The sequence below is a fragment of the Paraburkholderia sp. RL17-381-BIF-C genome (assembly GCF_046026435.1).
Lineage (GTDB): Bacteria > Pseudomonadota > Gammaproteobacteria > Burkholderiales > Burkholderiaceae > Paraburkholderia.
On record NZ_JARESX010000085.1, the window covers coordinates 1 to 17924 of the forward strand.

The 17924-nt window shown below is 64.6% G+C and carries 16 protein-coding genes; 8 read left to right on the forward strand and 8 right to left on the reverse strand.

What is annotated here, in order from left to right:
- Window positions 1–327 precede the first annotated feature (327 nt).
- Entirely contained in the window at window positions 328–2481 is a 2154-nt protein-coding gene (locus P0D70_RS31710) for a hypothetical protein (RefSeq protein WP_408187383.1), read from the forward strand.
- Window positions 2482–2508: 27 nt separating this feature from the next.
- On the opposite strand, the gene P0D70_RS31715 is transcribed toward P0D70_RS31710, so the two are convergent.
- From P0D70_RS31715 to P0D70_RS31750, 8 genes are all read right to left on the reverse strand, one after another.
- Window positions 2509–2874, reverse strand: a complete 366-nt coding sequence (locus tag P0D70_RS31715; protein WP_408187384.1) for a DUF3022 domain-containing protein — start codon at window positions 2872–2874, stop codon at window positions 2509–2511.
- Between the two features lie 168 nt (window positions 2875–3042).
- On the reverse strand, window positions 3043–3873 hold the full coding sequence (locus P0D70_RS31720) for a YhfC family intramembrane metalloprotease (RefSeq protein ID WP_408187385.1): 831 nt from the start codon (window positions 3871–3873) through the stop codon (window positions 3043–3045).
- A gap of 71 nt (window positions 3874–3944) precedes the next feature.
- A complete protein-coding gene (locus tag P0D70_RS31725; protein ID WP_408187386.1) occupies window positions 3945–5045 on the reverse strand; it encodes a LacI family DNA-binding transcriptional regulator in 1101 nt (366 codons plus the stop codon).
- 31 nt (window positions 5046–5076) lie between these two features.
- Window positions 5077–6042 carry a 2-hydroxyacid dehydrogenase gene (locus P0D70_RS31730; protein WP_408187387.1) on the reverse strand — a complete coding sequence of 322 codons (966 nt, stop codon included), beginning with the start codon at window positions 6040–6042 and terminating at the stop codon, window positions 5077–5079.
- Entirely contained in the window at window positions 6042–7337 is a 1296-nt protein-coding gene (locus P0D70_RS31735) for an MFS transporter (protein ID WP_408187388.1), read from the reverse strand. Before P0D70_RS31735 ends, P0D70_RS31730 begins: the two co-directional genes overlap by 1 nt.
- A 124-nt stretch (window positions 7338–7461) precedes the next feature.
- Window positions 7462–8445 carry a sugar kinase gene (locus P0D70_RS31740; RefSeq protein WP_408187389.1) on the reverse strand — a complete coding sequence of 328 codons (984 nt, stop codon included), beginning with the start codon at window positions 8443–8445 and terminating at the stop codon, window positions 7462–7464.
- A 201-nt stretch (window positions 8446–8646) separates the two neighbouring features.
- On the reverse strand, window positions 8647–9420 hold the full coding sequence (locus P0D70_RS31745; protein WP_408187390.1) for an IolE/MocC family protein: 774 nt from the start codon (window positions 9418–9420) through the stop codon (window positions 8647–8649).
- Between the two features lie 171 nt (window positions 9421–9591).
- Window positions 9592–10482 carry a LysR family transcriptional regulator gene (locus P0D70_RS31750; RefSeq protein WP_408187391.1) on the reverse strand — a complete coding sequence of 297 codons (891 nt, stop codon included), beginning with the start codon at window positions 10480–10482 and terminating at the stop codon, window positions 9592–9594.
- Between the two features lie 121 nt (window positions 10483–10603).
- Between P0D70_RS31750 and P0D70_RS31755 the strand changes: the two genes are divergently transcribed.
- The 7 genes from P0D70_RS31755 (at window position 10604) to P0D70_RS31785 (ending at window position 17786) form a co-directional block, all read left to right on the forward strand.
- The gene (locus tag P0D70_RS31755) at window positions 10604–11695 is read left to right on the forward strand and encodes a YeiH family protein (protein WP_408187392.1); all 1092 of its coding nucleotides are present in this window, start codon (window positions 10604–10606) and stop codon (window positions 11693–11695) included.
- A gap of 157 nt (window positions 11696–11852) precedes the next feature.
- Window positions 11853–12590 (forward strand): glutathione S-transferase, encoded by a 738-nt coding sequence (locus P0D70_RS31760; protein WP_408187393.1) that lies wholly within the window; start codon window positions 11853–11855, stop codon window positions 12588–12590.
- 112 nt (window positions 12591–12702) lie between these two features.
- Window positions 12703–14436, forward strand: a complete 1734-nt coding sequence (locus P0D70_RS31765; RefSeq protein ID WP_408187401.1) for a ClcB-like voltage-gated chloride channel protein — start codon at window positions 12703–12705, stop codon at window positions 14434–14436.
- A 177-nt stretch (window positions 14437–14613) separates the two neighbouring features.
- Window positions 14614–15951, forward strand: a complete 1338-nt coding sequence (locus P0D70_RS31770) for a C45 family autoproteolytic acyltransferase/hydrolase (RefSeq protein WP_091793711.1) — start codon at window positions 14614–14616, stop codon at window positions 15949–15951.
- Window positions 15952–16206: 255 nt separating this feature from the next.
- Window positions 16207–16461, forward strand: a complete 255-nt coding sequence (locus tag P0D70_RS31775) for a hypothetical protein (RefSeq protein WP_091793709.1) — start codon at window positions 16207–16209, stop codon at window positions 16459–16461.
- Window positions 16462–16656: 195 nt separating this feature from the next.
- The gene (locus P0D70_RS31780) at window positions 16657–16887 is read left to right on the forward strand and encodes a DUF2795 domain-containing protein (RefSeq protein ID WP_091793707.1); all 231 of its coding nucleotides are present in this window, start codon (window positions 16657–16659) and stop codon (window positions 16885–16887) included.
- Entirely contained in the window at window positions 16884–17786 is a 903-nt protein-coding gene (locus tag P0D70_RS31785; protein WP_408187394.1) for an AraC family transcriptional regulator, read from the forward strand. The genes P0D70_RS31780 and P0D70_RS31785 overlap by 4 nt, the downstream gene beginning before the upstream one ends.
- Window positions 17787–17924: the final 138 nt, after the last annotated feature.

Consider the following 17924-nt stretch of genomic DNA (forward strand, 5'->3'; position numbering starts at 1 on the left):
TTGTGTGGATACTGCCGCCGGAATATTGAGATTTGTCATCGGTCTTTATGCTCCTGCATGTCCCCTGGTGATTGTATTGATAGTGCGCGGCTGGGCCACGCTTCGTCATTTTCTTGGTTCGGCATTCTAATTGAATGTTGTGCATCCAGGATCGAGATTCCGTATATCTAATTAATTTCTGCTTACCCGGACCAACGAAATATATGTCACAAAAATGTTTATTCACCTCCGCCGGACGGTCAGGCGGCGCGAGCATGGGACACCGCTCAACGTGCGCCGGCGGCATGACGATGTGACTGTACGAGGCGCCTTCCTGCAGGAGTTTCAATGAAAGTCAATGCAGCCTCTTATCCGTTCCGGCCCGACGGTATGTCGGATCTTCAGGACAACGCACCCAACTCGCAGAATCGCGGCGCTCCAGCGCATGTCGGCAACCGGCAGAACCCGGCTCAACCATCCACGCCCATCGCAAAAGCCGACGCGTCGATAAAGGCCGCTCCGCAGTTGCCCTCCGGGGAGGTCGGCGCGGCGGCAGCCGCCAGCACGATCGATGTCGAGGCTAACGCCATGGCGACGCAGGCGGTCATCGGCAACGAGGTCGCTGCCGATATGGAGACGTTCAATGCGTCGCTCGCCGCGGTCGATCAGGATATCGACCAGGGCCGCGATACGACCGACCACCTGATCGCGGCCGCGTCGACCTACAACCGCGTGCGGCAATTGAACGCATCAGACAAACCGACGCCCGAACTGCAGTCGAAGATCGACCGGCTCAAAACTGCCCTGCAGAACGCCAAAGGCGATGAGTCGCTGGACACCATCGGACAGAAGGCCAACGTCGACCTGTCCGCGCTCACTCATCATGCGGATGCCGCTTCAACCTACGGAAAATATGGTAAGGCGGCGAGCACCTATGCACGCGCGCTCATCTTCGACGAAGCGCGCTTCAACAATTCCGCCCTCCTGAAGAACACGCCTCTCGCGGCGTGGCAGCGGCCGAACCAGAGCGTGCTCGATCCTCTGGGGCCGAATGGTCGCCTGGGCATTCTGACGGGTACTCGTCTGAATGCCGCCGCGAGTTATTTCACGAAAGGCGGGCTGTCTTTTCTGTCCGGCATGGAGAAATTGCATAAAGGTCAGGATCCGACGAAGGACTTCATCACGGCGGGTGCGACCACGGCACAGGGCATCAACGAACTCACCATCGGCGTCGGCACCGATCTGGGCAATCACCTGGTCAAGCTGCAACAGGCGAAACGAACGCTGCAAACAGCTAGGCAACCAGGCACCGTGACTGGCGGATCCACGGGCGAGGCAGGGCGAGGCCCGGGCGGCGCGACGCAAGGTGCGCCGGAACCGGTCGCCGGACCCAGTGGCGCGACGCAAGGCGCTCCGCAACCGGTCACTGGACCCACTGGCTCGACGCAAGGCGCTCCGCAACCGGTCGCCGGACCGAGCGGCTCCGCGAACTTTGCCGACTTCGATCCGCACGGCAAGCTCGATGACGAAATCGACGCGCTCGACAAGCAAACCACTGGACACATCGACGACCAGCTCGTGCAGCAACAACAAAGCTTGCGCGACGACGTTATCGAAAAGCTCGCGAAGACGAATCCCGACGTGCAGCAACTCGAATTACAGGACGCGACGAACGATCTCGCCCCCCAGTATTTCGAAATGCAGAACCTCGCGACAAAACTGAAAAGCTCGACCGCCGACGCGGCCAGCGACGCCCACGAGAATATCAAGACCATCGACGCCAAGGCACGGGACGTCATCGCCCAACTCAAGAGCCAGGGCTTCGATACGGCAGACGCCGCACGCCAGTCGGGCAAGCCGCAGGCGCTCGAACTCGGCAAGCAGCTCGATCAGCTGGCGGGCCTGAAGCACGCGGCCTACGACCAGTTCAACAGCGCCATGCAGGAGCGGGAAAACGCGCTGACCGATTCGAGGACGGCTTTCGGCGACCTCGGCAAACTGCTGAGGGATACGCCCGCAAGCGAGCGTCCATCGAAGCTGAAGGAGTGGTCCGACAAATACACGGATTTCTTTGCGAAGCGCCAGGCCAACATACTCTCGAAAACCGACAGCTGGCCCGACTGGATGAAGATATCCAAGCCGCTGCGCATGCAGATGGTGCCGGCGGCGATCAATGCCGCTCTTGGCGGCGCATCGTTTGGCGTCGCGCTGGACACGTATCTGCAAAAGCAGAAGGCAGGCAAGCTGACGCCACAGGACCGGATGGACTTCGGCGCCTCCGTGATCAATCTGACGAGCGGCATGATTGGATTCGTGCCGGTAGTCGGGCCGGCCCTGTCTTTCGCGCTTGCGACCACCGGGCTCATCCTCGGCGGAATCTCGGATCAGTACGACGCCCGCATGCGCGAAACCGACACGTACAACCTCAAGGAAAAGATACGCGAGGAATTCAACGCGAAGCACCCCGGCAATCAGATCGCCGAGCCCTACGACGGAGATTGAGCCGCGCCGGTTTGCGTGACGCCGACGTCACGCAAACTCGTCGCCGAGTTCGATCGTGACTTCGCGCGGCACCGCCTCGCCGTTCGCATACTGTTCCTCCAGCGAACCCAGCGAGGCCTCGACATACGCCCGCAGCACCGCGAAACCGCGGCCACGCAGCCGCGCCGGCGAGGCGCGATAACGCGCCAGCGCCGCCGGCGCAATCACCACGGTCATCACGATACGGCGCGCCGTTGCGCCGAACCGCATCGCCACCCAGTGAACCGCCAGCGTCGGCGTGCCGTCTTCCGCGGCACGCTGGATGAACTGCGTCTGCTCGGGAAACAGATCGCTGATGACGCGCGCCAGTTCCTCGAACTCGGGATTGGCGCAGTCGTATTGGTAAGCTTCCATGGGGAGTGCCAAAAGGATAGGCGTGAAAGGAGGCCGATTGTAGAGAACGGCCAATGGTTCAACATGGCGCGCGCACCGAGCGCGCCATCAAGCGGTCATCAGACGGCCATTAAGCAACGATCAAGCGGCCGGCGTGCGGCCATCAAACGCGGCCATCGAGCGCAGCCCTCATGCCGCCACCGCCGGACGCCTGAACGCCCGCAACAGCAGCCCGGCGACGATCACCGCGCCGACCGCATACACGGCGTCCACTGCCGCGAGCGGCACGAGTTGCGCCTGGAACATCGCGGCAGGCACGTCCACCAGCGCATGCAATGCAATCGCGAGCGGCAGGATGCCGCGCCAGCCGGCCCGCAAGCCGCGCCACATCAACACCGACAAGCCGATCTGGAACACCAGCGCGGCAATGCGTTCGAGCGCGAAAATGCCGGCGGTCTGCGGCGTCAGGCTGGCGAGAATCAGATGGATGCGCATCACCGAGTCGGTCGGCAGATTGCTCAGATAGCCGTCCAGTTCACCGCGGTTTTCGAAGATCGCGAACAGAATCCATTGAATCTGCACCAGCACGCCGACGAGCCAGGCTTCGGCGCCGCCGTGGCCCAGGCCGTAGGTCAGCGCGGTGCCATCCGCGCCGCTATCGCCCTTGCCCGCCGTGAACGCCGTGGAGCCGGACTTCGCCGCCGCGCGTTTGAGCAGCAGCCGCATGCCGATGAACCGCCCCACTTCCTCGCAGATACCCGCGGCAAGCGCGCCGTATACGACGAAGGCGACCGGATTCGACAGAAAGGTCGCGGTCGCTTCGTTCCGATGCAGCACGAAGTCGTTCAACGCGCGCTCGATCACCATGGCGAAGAGCGCAAACACGGCCACGCCGGTGATGGCGTCACGCGGCTTGAGCGCGAGCGGCCGGCGCAGACGGCGGTAGATCAGGAAAGGTAAAGCGGCGACGAGCAGCGTCGCGAGGGCGAGACTCGAGAGGGTAAGCGGTGCAACAACCATGAGTTTCCTTGCGATGACCGGCGCGCACCCACTGCGCGCCGCAGCCCGAATGATCGCAGATCGGCGGGAATTCAGCGCAAAGTGGAGGCGCGGACGATCAGTTCGCCCGGCAGCAGGCAGTCGCGCGCGGTCGTCTGAACGCCTTCGATTCGCTCATGCAGGAACTCGACCGCGCGGTAGCCGATCTCGTAGGTCGGCTGGCGGATCGTCGTGACGCCGGTCAATTCCGCCCAGTCGGGGTCGTCGATGGAAAGCAGCGCGGCGCGGGCCTGCCAGTCGGCGCCGTAGCGCGCTTTCAGATGCAAGGCGAGACGCAACGCGACGGGCGCATTGGCCGCGAACAGCGCGACGCGCGCGGACTTGCCCGTGCCGCCGGCAGCCTCGCGCGCGCGGGCGGCCGCATCGATCGCACGGTCCAGTTCGGCGAGGCTGCGCTCGACTTCGGTTGCGTCCGCGAGATTCAGCACGAGCGTGTGACCGCGCGCGGCGCCCTTCCCTTCGCCGTGGCCAGGTTGCCCGCTCTGCGCGCTCATCGCCTCGCGAAACGCCGCTTCGCGCAGTTGCCGGGAGCTGACCTGCTCGAAAGGCTGGACGACGAACCAGATATCGTCGAAGCCATTGTCCAGCAGATGCCGCGTGCCGAGTTCGGCCGCCGCCTGGTTGTCGAGACCGACCATATCCGCGACGAGCCCGTCCACCAGACGGTCGACCAGCACCACCGGAATCCCGCCGCCGCCCACGGGCCGCAGGGTTTCCTCACGCACGCCGATTGCGTTGACGATCACGCCTTCCACCCGGTACGTGGTGAGCAGTTGCAGATAGCGCCGCTCCATCTCGACTTCGTTCGCCGCATGGCAAATCAGCGGCATCAGGCCGAGCGCGTGGCACGCCGCTTCCACGCCTTGCAGCACTTCGACCGTGTAGGGATTCGTCAGGTCGGCCACCAGCATGCCGATCAGACGGTTGCGGCCACGCTTGAGGCCGCGCGCCATCTGGTTCGGCTGATAGTTCAGGCGCGCGATCGCGGCTTCGATGCGCGCGCGCAGTTCAGGCGACAGCACGCTCATCTCGCCGTTCAGATAGCGCGAAATGCTGGTCTTGCCGGTGCCGGCTTCGCGTGCGACGTCGGTGATCGTCGCGCGGCGCGGCGCGGCCTGCGGGGTCGTGCTCATCGGTGTCTCGTGGCTTGGCGCGTGGTTCGGCTCATTGAGAAAGCACTTCGCGATTGACGATGTTGCTGGTCAGTGTGCCGTCGAGCGCGGCGACGAGGTTTTCCGCCGCGTTCAACGCCATCGCGTGACGGGTTTCGTGCGTCGCCGAACCGATATGCGGCAGCGCGACCACGTTCGCGAGCTTCAGGAGCGGCGAGTCGGCCGGCAGCGGTTCGGTGTCGAACACGTCGAGACCGGCGCCGTGGATCGTGCCGTTTTGCAGCGCCTCGATCAGCGCCGTTTCGTCGACGGTCGCGCCGCGCGAGGCGTTGATCAGAATTGCGCTCTTCTTCATCGATTTCAATTCAGCCGCGCCGATCAGATGCTTCGTCTCCGGCGTCAAAGGCACTTGCAGGCAGACAAAATCAGAAGTGGCGAGCAGTTCGGCCAACTCGACGCGGCGCGCGCCGTAAGCCGCTTCAGCTTGCGGGTTCGGCGAGCGGTTGGTGTACAGCACCTTCATGTTGAAGCCGAGCGCCGCGCGCCGCGCCACCGCGCCGCCGATCCGCCCGAGCCCGACGATGCCGAGCGTCTTGCCCTGCACGTCCACGCCGAACTGCGCCGCTCCGATGCTGTGCTGCCAGTGCCCGGCCTTCACCCACTCGGCGAGTTCGACCACCCGCCGCGCCGACGCGAGAATCAGCGAGAACACCGTGTCCGCGGTGGATTCGGTCAACACGTCCGGCGTGTGCGCGAGCACGATGCCGCGGCGCGTGAGATCGGCCACGTCGAACTGATCGAAGCCCACCGAGATGGTCGACAGCGCCTTGAGCCGCGTCGCGCCTTCGAGCATGGCCGGCGTGATCTTCACGCTCGAACCGATGCCGCCGTCCGCGTCTTTCAGCGCGGCCACGAACGTGTCGTGCTGCGCGGCATCGACCTGCACCACTTGCGCATGCTGTTGCAGATACGCGAGCACATCTTCGGGCAACGACTTCCAGGCGACGATCTTCTTCATCAGCTTATTTTCCTTGCAACAGGGTGGCGAGCCGCGGACATGTTGTTCTGTTCCTGCGCCTGCGGTTTGACGATCAGCGTCAGAATCACGGCGGCGACGAGCGCCACGCTCATGAATGCATACGACGCGGCGGGCGACCCGGTCGCGCCATTCAGATAGCCGACCACATACGAGCCGACGAACGAACCGAGCGCGCCCATGCTGTTGATCAGCGCCATCGCGCCGCCCGCGACGTTCTTCGGCAGCAGTTCCGGCACGATCGCGAAGAACGGGCCATAGGGCGCGTACATCGCGGCGCCGGCGACCACCAGCAGCGCATACGAGAGCCAGAAATGCGTGGAGCCGAGCGCGTAAGAAGCCGCGAACGCCACCGCGCCGACCAGCAGAAACGGCCACACGAATACCTTGCGGCGGTTGAGTTTATCCGAAGCCCACGAAGCTGCAAGCATCGCGATGGTCGCGGCGAGGTACGGCAGCGCCGAAAGCCAGCCGGTTTCGACCATACCGAGCGTCGAACTGTTCTTCAGGATCGACGGCAGCCACAGCACGAAACCGTACACGCCGATGCTCCAGCAGAAATATTGCGCGCACAGCTTGATCACCGCGGGCGTCTTGAACGCGTCGCTGTAGTTGCGCACCGGCTTGATCGCGGCCTGTTCCGCGCGCAGCGTTTCGGCGAGGTCGTCCTTTTGCTGCTGCGTGAGCCACGACACCTGCTGCGGCTTGTCCTGCACGATGAACCACCAGATCACCGCCCACAGGATCGCGGGCGCGCCTTCGGCGATGAACATGTGGCGCCAGCCGAACGAATGCACCAGATAGCCCGACACGACCGACATCCACAGCACCGTCACCGGATTGCCGAGAATCAGGAAGGTGTTGGCACGCGAACGCTCGCTTTTGGTGAACCAGTTGCTGATGAAAATCAGCATGGCCGGCATCACGGCGGCTTCGACCACGCCGAGCACGAAGCGGATCACCATCAACGACGGAATATTGCTGACCATGCCGGTGAGCGCCGCGCAGCCGCCCCACAGCACCAGGCTCCAGAACACGAGCTTCTTGACGCTGCGGCGTTCCGCGTAGATCGCGCCGGGAATCTGGAAGAAGAAATAACCGAGGAAGAACAGCGCGCCGATCAGCGACGACAGTCCTTTGCTGATGCCGAGATCCTGGTTGATGCCGGCGGCCGACGCGAAACCGTAGTTCGCGCGATCCAGATAAGCGAGGCTGTAGGTGATGAATACGATCGGCATGATCGTCCACCAACGGCGAATCGCAAGCGATGAGGTCATGGGGTGTCTCCTTGGACGGCTTCCCGAAACAATGATGGACGGTCGTGGGGCGCTCTGTTCGAGCGCTCTTGCTGTTATCGAAGCAGCCCGGCGCGGCGCGCCGGATTGCGAAACTTGCGCCTCTTCAGGCTGCGGCGGCGATGGACGGCGCGTCGGCCGATTCCAGCGCGTCGAGTTCGGCGCGGCTCGGCAGCCCTTCCGAATCGCCGATCACCTGAATCGCCAGCGCGCCGATGCGGTTGCCGCGCGCCACGGCATGCGGCAGCGACTTGCCTTCGAGCAACGCGCTGACCACGCCGACGGCAAAACCATCGCCCGCGCCGACCGTGTCGACCACTTTCGCGACCGGCTGGCCGGCGATCACGGCGGCATCGTCGGCGGTGCGGAAATACGCGCCCTGCGCGCCGAGCTTGATGATCACGCCGCGCGCGCCGTGGTCCAGATAGAACTTCGCGATATCGTCGGGTTGCGTATAGCCGGTCAGAATCTCGCCCTCGCCGATGCCGGGCAGCACCCAGTCGGCCAGCGCGGCGAGCGCGTTCAGCCCTTCGACCATCGCGGCGCGCGACGGCCACAGTGTCGGGCGCAGATTCGGGTCGAAGGACACCGTCCTGCCGGCGGCACGCATTTCACGCGCCAGATGGAACGCGAGTTCGCGCGAGCTCGCCGAAATCGCGGGCGCCACGCCGGTCAGATGCAGATGACGCGCGGGCAATACGTAGTCCGCCGAGTAGTCTTCCAGCGACAGATGGCTCGCCGCCGAACCCTTGCGGAAATACTCGACCGCCGGGTCGCTGCCGTCGTCGTTTTTCGACTTCAGCTGGAAGCCGGTCGGATAGCGCTCGTCGGTGCTCACGCAGCGCTGGTCGATGCCTTCCTTCGACAACGTGTCGCGCACGTACTGGCCGAACGAATCGTTGCCGACGCGGCTCATCCAGCCCACCTTGAAGCCCAGGCGCGACAGACCGATCGCCACGTTCAGGTCGGCGCCGGCGATGCGCTTCGTGAACTGGCCGACGCCCGCGAGCGGGCCGGTTTCGGCGGCCACGAACATGGCCATCGCTTCGCCGTAGGTGATGACATCGAGTGGTGTGCTGGTGTTGCTCATGCTTTGCTCCTGCTTGTTCCGCGTTGCTGCGTGTTTTGCTGCGGCATTTGCTGCGCCGTTTACTGCATGTTTCGCTGCATGTTCTACGTCGTGCCAGCTTCTTGCTTGCCGCGCACCATTCGCTGCGTGCGTGCCGTTCGCCGCGTGCTCTTCCAGCGTGCTGTTTTCGGCTCCGCCGCTCTCTCAGGTCCTACCTGCCGCTCACGCGGCGGCCAGCCACGCGACGTAATGCGCCGCGTCCGTTTCGACACGGCTCGCATCGAACGGAAACTCGATGCCGCGCGGCACATGGCGCGGCAGATGGTCGAGCACCGCGGCGAATTGGGCGTCGTGGGCAGCCGGAGCCGCCGGAAAACGCCTCGCCCCTTCGCCCACCGCCGTCTTGCAGTGGATGTATTCCACATGCGCGGCCAACGGCAACGCGGCGTCGAGCGGCGCGACATCGCACCATGCCCAGTTACCCATGTCGAAGGTCATGCCGAGCACATCGGCGTGACCTTCGCGCGTCAGCGCGTCGAACAGACCGGTGAATTGCGCGAGCGAGCCGCCCTGCGCCAATTGCCCGTTTTCGACGACGAGCCGCAGCTCCGCACAGCGCATGTGATCGGCGATCACGGCGGCATTGGCGTCGGTGGCGAAACCGCCCAGCTGCAACTTGACGAAACGCGCGCCGAGCGCGATCGCTTCTTCGACCGAGAGGCGCAACGCGTCGGCGTCGAGCTTGCCGTGCGCCGTGTACAGCGAAGCCGGCGTGGAGTACACGGACCACAAACCGAGTTCCGCAATCTGCCTGCCCAGCACGCGCAGGTTGTGCGGCGTGGCGTCGGCTTGGTCGGCGAACAGTTCGCGGCGCACTTCGAAACCCGCCGCGCCCACCTGCCTGCTCACGCGCGCCCACTTCAGATGGCCGTCCGTGCGGACCGCATCCATTCCGAATGCGCTTGCGACGATCACCACGTCCGGTGCATCAACCATGTCGAATTTACTCAATCTGTTGCTGTCATCAGCATTTGGAACCGGTTCCAAATGCACTTCGAAAAAAAGCGCCGAGGCGCTTGCGATGCCCGAATAGTGCGCCGAGGTCGGCGTCATGCACCATAGTGGAAATCCCTAGGCGTGCCGGGCATGGGCAACGGCGGTCTCGCTTCAAGGGCCGTTGTCCAGACACAGCGCGAGAAATCGCTCCACCACCCGCGATGGCGCGCTCGCATGGGGTACCAGAATCGACAGCCGCCGCGTGAGCGGCTCCGGGCTGAGCGAAAGCAGGCAGAGCGCGCGGTCCTCGTGCCGCATCGACATCGCCGAGACGAAGCCGATGCCCATGCCCGCGCGCACCGCCTCCTTCACGCCTTCCACACCGGCAATCTCGAGCGCCACACGCATCGGCACGCCGGCCCGCGCGAAGGCCCGCTCGACGATTTGCCGCACGCCCGAACCTGCCTCGCGCAGCACCAGCGGATGCTCGCCGAAGGCCGCCAGGTCGGCCGGGCCGCCGTCGCCCAACTGTGCCAACGGATGCGAGCGCGGCATGATCGCGACGATTTCGTCCTCGCGCCATGCATGCACGGCGGTGTCCGGCGGCAGGTCCTCGCCGACCGGTCCCTCGATCATTGCAATGTCCACCGAACCGAGCGCGGCGACGATTTCGGTGGTGTTGCCGTCGGCGGTATGCAGCGTCACGTCCGGATAACGGCGATGGAAATCGGCGATCAGATACGGCAGCAGATAACTCGCCGGCGTGGTGCTCGCGCCGATCCGCAAGGAGCCCTGCTCGAGACCGCGTAAAGCGTCGCGGTACGCATGGGCTTGCCGCCAGGTGTCGCGCAGCCGGGTGGCGTAGCTGGCGAGCTGCTCGCCCGCGGGCGTGAGGCGCACGCCGCGGCCGTCGCGCTGATACAGCGGCTCGCCGAACTCGTCCTGCAAGTGCCGCAGTTGGCCCGACACGGCCGGTTGTGACAGATGCAACGCCACCGACGCCCGGCTGATGTTGCGATGCTCTGCGACGGCTGCAAACGTTATAAGTTGGTCCGGGGTCATGATGGTCCAAGTATCGGCTCAAGCGATACTTTACATTCTAAATCATGATTTTTCATATCGATATATCTACTTTAGGATTAGCCCCATCGAATCTTAGTCAGTCACAGAAAAGGGCTGCACCATGTCCACCGCTCGACTCACCGCCGCCAGTACGTCGCCCGCCGGGTTGTCCACCCGCGGCCAGCTCAACGGCATTCTCTTCGTCGCGCTGTTCGCCGCCGCCGTGACGCGGATCGCCGCGATTCCGGCCGTCGCCGGACTGGGCCTGAGCCCGCTGATCGTCGGCATCGTGGCCGGCGCCATTTACGGCAATGCGCTGCGCGACGGCATGCCCGCCAGCTGGGCGGCCGGCGTCAACTTTTCTGCGCGCAAGCTGTTGCGCATTGCCGTGGCGTTCTTCGGGCTGCGCGTGAGCCTGCAGGAAATCGCTCAGGTCGGCGTGCCCGGCCTCGCGGAATCCGTCCTGATCGTGGTCAGCACGCTCGTGATCGGCACGTGGGCCGGCATGAAAATCATGAAACTCGACCGCGACACCGCCTTGCTGACCGCGGCGGGCAGCGCGATCTGCGGCGCGGCTGCCGTGCTCGCCTTCGAATCGACTCTGCAATCGAAGCCGCACAAGAGCGCCATGGCCGTAGGCAGCGTAGTGTTGTTCGGCACGCTCTCGATGTTCATGTACCCGGTGCTGTTCAACGCAGGCTGGCTGCATCTGGATACGGTTGGCGCGGGTCTCTTTTTCGGCGGCACGATCCATGAAGTGGCGCAGGTGGTCGGCGCGGCCAGCAATGTGAGCCCGGAAGCAACGCACATTGCCACCATCGTCAAGATGACCCGCGTGATGTTGCTGGTGCCGGTGCTGCTGGTGGTCGGCCTGTGGGTGAACCGTTCCGCGCGCCGTAACGCCGCTTCGGCCGGCGCGGCAGACGGTGCCCACGCACCCCGCAAGCTGGCGATTCCGTGGTTCGCGCTCGGCTTTCTCGCCTTCGTCGTGATCAACTCGCTGCACGTGCTGCCCGAAGCCGCGACCAGCACGCTCAACACGCTGGACACCTTCGCGCTGACCATGGCCATGACCGCGCTCGGCATCGAAACACGCATCTCGCAGATCCGGCAGGCCGGCCCCCGCGCACTGACCACCGGCTTCATTCTGTATGTGTGGCTGATTGCCGGCGGACTGGGTATCACATGGACTGTCCAGCACCTGTTCGGCTAAGCCGCCCTCGCCTTCACACTCACCCCGCCGCGTGCGGGGTTTTGCGCATTCTGGAGACCCATGCGGCGCGCTCGCGCGGCATACTGGTTGCTGGCGTCGTCCGCTCATGCAGTCCGCTTATGCGCGCTGTCAATGCAACCGGAATGAGGATCGATCGATGAGCCTTGAACTCTACTATTGGGACGGCCTGCAGGGCCGCGGCGAATTCGTGCGGCTCGCGCTGGAAGAAGCCGGCGCCGACTACGTGGAAGTGGCGCGCGGCGAACCGTCGGAAGGCTTGGGCACGAAGGCGATGATGTCGGTGATGAGGAGCAAGGACGAGCCGTATCCGCCGTTCGCGCCGCCGTTCCTGAAAGACGGCGAACTGGTGATCGCGCAGACCGCCAACATCCTGTTCTATCTCGGCCCGCGGCTGAATCTCGCGCCCACGGTGGAAAGCCTGCGTTACGTGGCCAACGGCCTGCAACTGACGATCGCCGACATGGTCACCGAAGCGCACGACACGCACCACCCGCTCGCCAGTTCGCTTTACTACGAAGACCAGAAAGACGCCGCCAAAGTGCGCGCGCACGACTTCATCGACAACCGCATTCCGAAGTTCATGTCGTACTTCGAGCGCGTGCTGAAACAGAATCCGGCCGGCGACCGCTTCATGGTGGGCGACGCGCTCACTTACGTCGACCTGTCCATGTTCCAGTTGATCGACGGCCTGCTGTACGCGTTTCCGCGCGCGCTCAAACGCTTCGGCGAACACTATCCGCGGCTCGCCGCGTTGCACGACGCGGTGATCGAGCGGCCGAACATCGCCGCATACCTGCAGTCCGAGCGGCGTATCGAACACAACGAGGCCTGCATCTTCCGGCACTATCCGGAACTCGACCAGGCGGCCGCTTGAGCCGCGCCAATTTTCTTCGCTCACTGACTGTAGCGCGCCCGCCATCCGAAGCGGGCGCGCTGTCGTTGCCGTGCGCGCTTTTCAACCCACTCTCACGCCCCGTACCGTCGACGTGCTTTCATTCCTGCTGAAGCTGCGCACCCGCGCACAAGATCTGTTCCGCCTCTCCGACGCCCACACGATGCTGGTCTGGTCGGTGGTGGTCGGCGTCGCGGGCGCCTTCGCCACGATCGCCTTTCGCGAGGCCATCGCGCTGCTGCAATTCGCAGTGGTCGGCAAGGCCGGCAGTTTCGTCGAAATGGCGCGCAGCCTGCCGTGGACCGTGCGGATATGGATGCCCGCCGCCGGCGGCCTGATCGCCGGCTTCTTTCTGCTGATCGCGCAGCGGCATGCGGACAAATGCAACCACATCGATTACATGGAAGCGGTCGCGATCGGCGACGGCGTGGTGCCGGTGAAGCTGAGCTTGTGGCGCAGCGTGTCGTCGCTGTTCACGATATCGAGCGGCGGGTCGATCGGCCGCGAAGGTCCGATGGTGCAACTGGCGGCGCTGGCCGCTTCGCTGATCGGACGCTGGGTGCATTTCGATCCGTCGCGGCTGCGTCTGCTGGTGGCATGCGGCGCGGCCGCCGGGATCACCTCCGCATATAGCGCGCCGATTGCGGGCGCGTTTTTCGTCACCGAAATCGTGCTCGGCTCGATTGCGATGGAAAGCTTTGGGCCCGTGGTGGTCTCGGCCGTGGTGGCCAACATCACGATGCGTGAATTCGCCGGCTACAAGCCGCCGTACGAAATGCCGGTGTTTCCGCCGGTAGCCGGTCTCGAAGTGCTGTTGTTCGTCGCGCTCGGCTTGTTGTGCGGCGCGGCGGCTCCACAGTTTCTGCGCCTGCTCGACGTGTCGAAGAAAAGCTTTCGCAAGCTGCCGGTGCCGCTGCCCGTGAGACTCGCGCTCGGCGGCCTCGTGGTCGGCATTCTGTCGGTGTGGACGCCCGAGGTGTGGGGCAACGGCTACAGCGTCGTCAACTCGATCCTGCATTCGCCGTGGACATGGACCGCGCTCGTTCTCGTGCTGGTGTTCAAGCTCGTCGCCACTGCGGCCACGGCGGGCTCCGGCGCGATCGGCGGGGTGTTCACGCCGACGCTGTTCGTCGGCGCGGTGGTCGGCTCGCTGTTCGGCCAGGGCATGCATGCGCTGTGGCCGCACGGCACGTCGGCCCCGTTCGCGTATGCGATGGTCGGCATGGGCGCGTTTCTGGCGGGCGCAACCCAGGCGCCGCTGATGGCGATCCTGATGATCTTCGAGATGACGCTCAGCTACCAGGTGGTGCTGCCGCTCATGCTCTCGTGCGTGGTCGCCTATTTCGTGTCGCGCGCGATCGGCAAGACATCCATGTACGAAATCACCTTGCGGCGCCACAACGAGGAACAGGAGCGCTCGCGCCTGCGCGCCACGCAAATGCGCGAGCTGATCCGCCCAGCCGAAACCGTCGTGCCGCCCAACGCGACCGTGCAGGACATGACGCGCGTGTTTCTCGAATATCCGGTGAAATATCTTTACGTGGCCAACGAGTCGGGCGCGTTTCTCGGCGTGGTCGCGCTCAAGGACATCACCTCCGACCTGCTCGACGGGCGCGACACCACCGCGAAGACCGCGGCGGATTATCTGCAGCCGCATTTCGACGTGCTCACGCCCGATATGCCGCTCGGCGTCGCGTTGCAGCACTTCCTCGCGTTTCAGGGCGAGCGACTGCCGGTGATCGAAAGCGTCGCGCATCCCACGCTGGCCGGCGTGGTCTATAAAACCTCGCTGCTCGATGCGTACTTCCGCATGAATCCGACACGTTAGGCGGACGCGTTAGGGGACGCGCGCAAAGCCATCCAGCATCGCGCCCGCCGTCGCTTTGCGTGCCGTGCAAAGCGCGGCAAATTCTCTACAATGGACAGACTGCTGCGGCGAATGCCCGCAGCGCGCGTTACGCGAGAACGGGCGCACCGAGACGCCCGCCCTTCGATCGGAGCGAAGATGAGCGAACCGTCCCTCGATGCCGTGCGCCGCGACCAGGCGGGCTGGATTTTCGTGCATATCGAAGGCGAGCCCTACGACCGCGGCGAGCAGCACGGCCAGTTGCTCGCCACGGAAATCCGCAACGCGATCCACACCGCCCGCTATCTCGCGAAGTGGGACACCGGCGAAGACTTCGACACGTTCGTCGACGCCGCGGTCTCGCAGTTCGCCAACAAACTCGACACCGAATTCGCCGACGAAATCCAGGGTATCGCCGACGGCGCCAAGCTGCCGTTCGCCGAAGTACTGGCGTGGAACGGCTACATGGATCTGCTGCAAAGCTGGTGGCCGGCCCACGCGGCGCAGCAGCAGCCGAACCTCGGCATGAAACCGTGGCGCGGACGGCGCGGGCACCACTGCAGCGCGTTCATCGCCACCGGCCGCGCGACCCGCGACGGCCGCATCGTGATGGCGCACAACTCGTGGGACCGCTACGCGGCCGGCGACGCGTTCAATGTCGTATTCGACATCGTGCCCGATCAGGGCCACCGCATCCTCATGCAAGGCTTGCCCGGCTGCATCTCCAGCCTCACGGATTTCTGGGTGACCGCGGCCGGCCTGATGGTGACGGAAACCACCATCTCCAACTTCGCCGGCTACAACGCGGCCGGCGCGCCCGAGTTCTACCGCTCGCGGCGCGCATCGCAGTACGCGAACAGCATCGGCGAATGGTGTGAAATGTTCGCGATCGCCAATAACGGCGGCTACGCGAACAGCTGGCTGCTGGGCGACACCAAGACCGGCGAGATCGCGCGTTATGAACTGGGTTTGCACTTCTCCGGCTTCGAGAGCACGAGGGACGGTTTCTACAGCGGCTACAACACCGCAACCGATCTGAAGATCCGCAATCAGGAATGCCTGGGCGAAGGCGAAGACTATACGGATGTGCGCAAGAACGGCGCGCGGCGCCTGCGTTTCATGCAACTGGAAGAGATGCATCGCGGCAAGATCGACGTGGAGCTGGCCAAGGAAATGATCGCCGATCATCACGACGTCTATCTCGACCGCAACGACAACCCGTGCTCGCGCACCATCTGCGGGCATCTGGAACTGGACGACGCGCGCTTCGGCGGCACCGATCACGGCCCGTTCAACCCATGGGGCGCCAACGACGGCAAAGTGGCCGACAGCGAAATGGCGCGCGAGATGGCGTTCAGCGCGCGCTGGGGCCATCCGTGCGGGCGGCCGTTCGACGCGCAGGCGTTCATGAAGCGGCATCCGCAGTGGAACTGGCTGAACGGCTACATGCGCGACAGGCCGTCGTGGCCGTGGACGCGCTTTGAAGCGTTGCGTTAGGAACCGTGCTTGCGGCGGCGCAACATGTCCAGCGCATGAGCGTTCGCGACGGCGCTGCTGCGAAGTCGCCGCGTTTCTGCCATCATCTGGAATCGACAATACCGTTTTGTCGGGAACGTGCGTGCGCTGCAAAATTCGCCATCCAGCATGGGTTAGGCGCGCAAGGCCACGTTTAGCATGGGCCGTCCTTTCGACGCGGGGACGGCACAGCGCTTGCTCCATTGTCAGCGCCGCATGAGCTTAGGAGGTCGGGTGATGAAAACCTCGACGCTGTTGACCATGGTGACGCTGTCAGCCTCTTGTTTTGCCGCGCCGGTTCATACCGCGCCGGACAGCATGACCGCCAATAGTCTTGCCGAACGCGCCAACGCCGCACCCGTCGCCCCCGCGGCGCCGGATGTCGCCGCCGCGGACAGCAATCGTCCGCAACACTGGGAACATATCGCGCTGCCCAAATCGCGACATCTCGACCGGAGCTTTACTGGGCAGAACGAGCACTTGCAGACCTGACGCGACCTGTCACATAGAGACGTGCGCGGCGCTGCATGCTTTACACTGCCTGGCGTTCACAGCCGCAATGCGGTCGAGGGCGCGCATGCGCTACAGCACCGGCATGTGCGGGCCGGTATCCATTGCGTTACGTCAGCCGCGCGCTTTCAACCAGCGGCTAGCGCCACGCCCAACCGTCTTACGAGGAGCGTTTGCATGACCGCATCGGCTATTCCCGGCGAATCGATTGACCTCCAGATCACCGATATTCTGGGCGCCGTCCAGTTTCCAACCAACAAAGACGCACTCGTGGACGCCGCGCGCGAAGCCGGCGCGAGCAACGAGGTCCTCTCGATGCTCGACGGCTTGCCGGAACAGGACTATGTCGACGTGAACTCGGTCACGCGCCTGATCAGCGGCAATTACAGCCCGGGACTCGGGGCATGAGCGAGGAGCCGGGTTCGTCGCAGCCTCGTTCCCGCCCGCCGTCCCTTTGGCTCGCGCCTGGCCTGAAACGCGAATCCGACTGGATCTACCGCTCGCCGCAGACGGCCGGTGCAAACGGCATCGAACGGATCGAGGCTTTCTTTCATCAGGCCGGCTACGCGATGCACCGGCACGATACCTATGCGATCGGCCGCACGCTGGCCGGCGTTCAGAGTTTTCGCTATCGCGGCAGCATCCGTAACAGCCTGCCGGGCGGCACGATGGTGCTGCATCCCGACGAACCGCACGACGGCCAGGCCGGCACCGGCGACGGCTTCCACTACCGCATGGTCTATGTCGATCCGGCGTTGTTCCAGCAGGCGCTCGGCGGCAGGCCGCTGCCGTTTCTGGAAGGTGGCCTGTCGAACGATCCGCGCCTCTTTGCCGCCACCGAGAGCCTGTTGCAGGCGATGGATAGCGCCATCGACCCGCTCGAACAGGACAGCGCGCTCCACGATCTGGCCGTCGCCCTCGCCGCGGTGGCCGGCGCGCCGGACGCGCCCCGGTCGGTGGATTACCGCGCGGCGACCCTGGCACGCGATTACCTGCTTGCGTCGCTCGATCGCGCGGTCACGCTCGACGAACTTGCCGCCGCGGCGGGTCGAGACCGCTGGAGTCTATCGCGGGATTTTCGCGCGCTGTTCGGCACCAGTCCGCATCGCTATCTGACCATGCGGCGTCTCGATCTCGTGCGGCAACTGGTGCTCAAAGGCGTGCCGCTGGCCGACGCCTCCGCCGCAAGCGGCTTTGCCGACCAGAGTCACATGACGCGGCATTTCAAGCACGCATGGGGCGTGGCACCCGCGCAATGGCTGAAGATGGTCGGCTCGCCGGCGCGCGTTGAGTCGTTGAGTCGTTGAGTCGTTGAGTCGCTGAGCCGTCGAGCCGTTGAGCGGCTGCATACCTGATCGCGCGGCGCCGAACGGCCGCGCGCACAAACGTTCAAGACCCGCCTGCCCGTTGCGCCGTACGCTTCCAGCCTGACATAACCGCTCAGG